This is a genomic window from Ruegeria sp. P8 (assembly GCF_056534665.1).
On the sequence record NZ_JBQERC010000049.1, the window covers coordinates 1 to 2,427 of the forward strand.

Here is a 2,427-nt window from a genome sequence, read left to right on the forward strand (position 1 = left end):
GTTGCGAAGCCGACGTGTTTTTGTTCCATGTAGAACTCGAAGCTCCAGTTGCCGCCGTCGCGGCCGATACCGGATGCCTTGACGCCGCCGAACGGGGTGGGCAGGTGGCGGACGTTTTCCGAGTTCACCCAGATCATCCCGGCTTCAAGTTTGTCGGTGAACCGCAAGGCGCGGGTCAGGTCATTGGTCCAGACATAGCCGGTCAGACCGTATGGTGTGTCGTTGGCAATCTGCAGCGCCTCGTCCTCGGTCGAGAACGGGATCGAGGTCAGAACCGGGCCGAATATCTCTTCGCGCGCGATACGCATCTGGTTATTGGCATCGGTAAACAGGGTTGGGCGAATGAAATACCCTGTGTCGCCCACCTTGACACCCCCGGCGGCGACAGTCGCACCGTCTTCTTTGGCGATGTCAAAATAGGAAGTCACTTTGTTATAATGCTCCTCGGTCACCAGTGGCCCGATCTCGGTCGCAGGATCCAGCGGATGGCCGACCTTGATGGTGTTGACCCGTTCGATCAGCTTTGCCTCGAACGCGTCCTTGATGGTGTCCTGCACCAGCAGGCGCGAGGATGACGTGCAGCGCTCGCCATTGATCGAGTAGATCATGAAGATCACCGCATCCAGCGCCCGGTCGAGATCGGCGTCGTCGAACACAACAACCGGGTTCTTGCCGCCCAGTTCCAGATGCATCCGCTTGAGCGTATCGGCACCTTGTTTGGTGATGATGCTGCCGGTGCGGCTTTCACCGACAAAGGCGATCGCCTTGATCAACGGATGCTCCGTCAACGCCTTACCCGCATCGGGGCCGAACCCGTTCACGGTGTTCAGCGCCCCCTTGGGCAGCCCGGCCTCTTCGGCGATCTCCACCAGCAGGCGAGCGGACAGCGGAGAATCTTCGGCCGGTTTGTGAACCACAGTGCACCCGGCAGCCAAAGCAGGTGCGATCTTCCATGTCGACAGCATGAACGGCGTGTTCCACGGCGTGATCACCCCCACCGGACCAATCGGAACGCGCGTGGTGATGTTCATCAGGGTCTGCGACTTAAGATGCTGACCGTCCCGCGCCTGTATCACCTGATCCGCGAAATACCGGAAGTTCTCGGCCCCCCGCAGCGCGGCCTTGGACATAAAGCGCAGGGTCTGGCCTGTGTCCCAGCATTCACACAGCGCAATTTCCTCGGCACGGGCCTCGATCGCATCGGCAACGTTCAGCAAGATGCGGCGCCGCTCGGTGGCAGGCATGTCGCGCCAATCGGCAAATGCGACATGAGCGGCATTGGCGGCAGCGTCGATATCATCGGCAGTGCCATGGGCGACATCGCAGATCACCGACCTGTCAACCGGAGATGTGGATTGGAACACCCCTGCGGAACCGTCGCGATCTTCGCCCGCGATCCGGTTCTTGATGCCGGTCTCCTTAAACCGCGCCAGAAAGCCCGCCAGCTTCTCGATGTTCGTATCCAGTGCGCTCATGGATCAGGTCTCCTGGTTGGTCGCGCCCAAATGGTCCCGGATCGTGCCGGTCTTGGGCGAAAGGTCTGGGTCAATGTCACGCATCTCAAGCGAGAGCGCGATGGAATGTCCGGCGAAGGCGGGGGACAGATAGGCCTCAACCGCCTCGAAAATGCGCTGCGTGGCGTCCCGTTTGACATCCGCAGCCCGGCCAGCGCGCAGGCGGATCGAGATATCGATAAACCCATGCGCCGGATTGCCGTCCGCGATGGCATAGTGATCGACCCGCGTGGCCCGGACACGAATACCGGGCAGGGGGAATGTCTTGATCCCGGCAGCCGTGGCCCGGATGCATTCGCACAAGCCACTCATATCGATCCTGTCTTCCAGATTGCCGGAATATTCGACGTGAAAATGTGGCATGTGCTCCCCTCAAATGGTAAACATGTTTAGTAAATTGGAACCCCCACTGTCAAGAACTTGCTTTGTTAATCTTTGCATCTTTTGACTCCGCGAATTACAAGACTGCCATGAGTGAACAAAGCCACACCAAGAACACCTCGCGCGCCCTACCGATTGCCTTGCTGCGCGCACGCGAAACCGTCATGGCCCCCATCCGGGACATGCTGCAGGGGATACAACTGACCGAGCAGAAATGGCGCATCCTGCGCGTGCTGGACGAGCTGGGTGAAGTGGAGCAAAGCTCAATCGCCAAAGAGGCCTGCCTGTTGTTGCCAAGCCTCACCCGCATCCTGCGCACGATGGAAGCCGAAGGCCAAATATCACGCCGCCAGGACAGCCATGACAAACGACGCACAATGGTGAAGATCACAAACGAAGGACGAAACATCCTCGCCGAAAACCTCGGAACCTCTCTGCAGATCTACCAAAGTATCGAAAAACAAATGGGACAAGAAAAACTCAACCAACTCCTCGACCTGCTCGAAGAACTCCAAGCCGTCAAAGTCTGACC

Annotated in this window: 3 protein-coding genes; 1 reads left to right on the forward strand and 2 read right to left on the reverse strand. The window is 58.8% G+C overall.

Going from position 1 to position 2,427, the window contains the following annotated elements:
* Together hpaE and ACR0BZ_RS19770 are read right to left on the reverse strand one after the other, a co-directional pair.
* Nucleotides 1-1,475 (reverse strand): 5-carboxymethyl-2-hydroxymuconate semialdehyde dehydrogenase (hpaE, locus tag ACR0BZ_RS19765; protein WP_480921072.1); only part of this gene is annotated, 1,475 nt, incomplete at its 3' end.
* Between the two features lie 3 nt (nucleotides 1,476-1,478).
* Nucleotides 1,479-1,877, reverse strand: coding sequence for a 5-carboxymethyl-2-hydroxymuconate Delta-isomerase (locus ACR0BZ_RS19770; RefSeq protein WP_267365252.1), 399 nt, complete (start codon nucleotides 1,875-1,877; stop codon nucleotides 1,479-1,481).
* A 107-nt stretch (nucleotides 1,878-1,984) separates the two neighbouring features.
* On the opposite strand from ACR0BZ_RS19770, the gene hpaR reads away from it, so the two are divergent.
* Nucleotides 1,985-2,425 (forward strand): homoprotocatechuate degradation operon regulator HpaR, encoded by a 441-nt coding sequence (gene hpaR / locus ACR0BZ_RS19775; protein ID WP_480521553.1) that lies wholly within the window; start codon nucleotides 1,985-1,987, stop codon nucleotides 2,423-2,425.
* Nucleotides 2,426-2,427 lie beyond the last annotated feature (2 nt).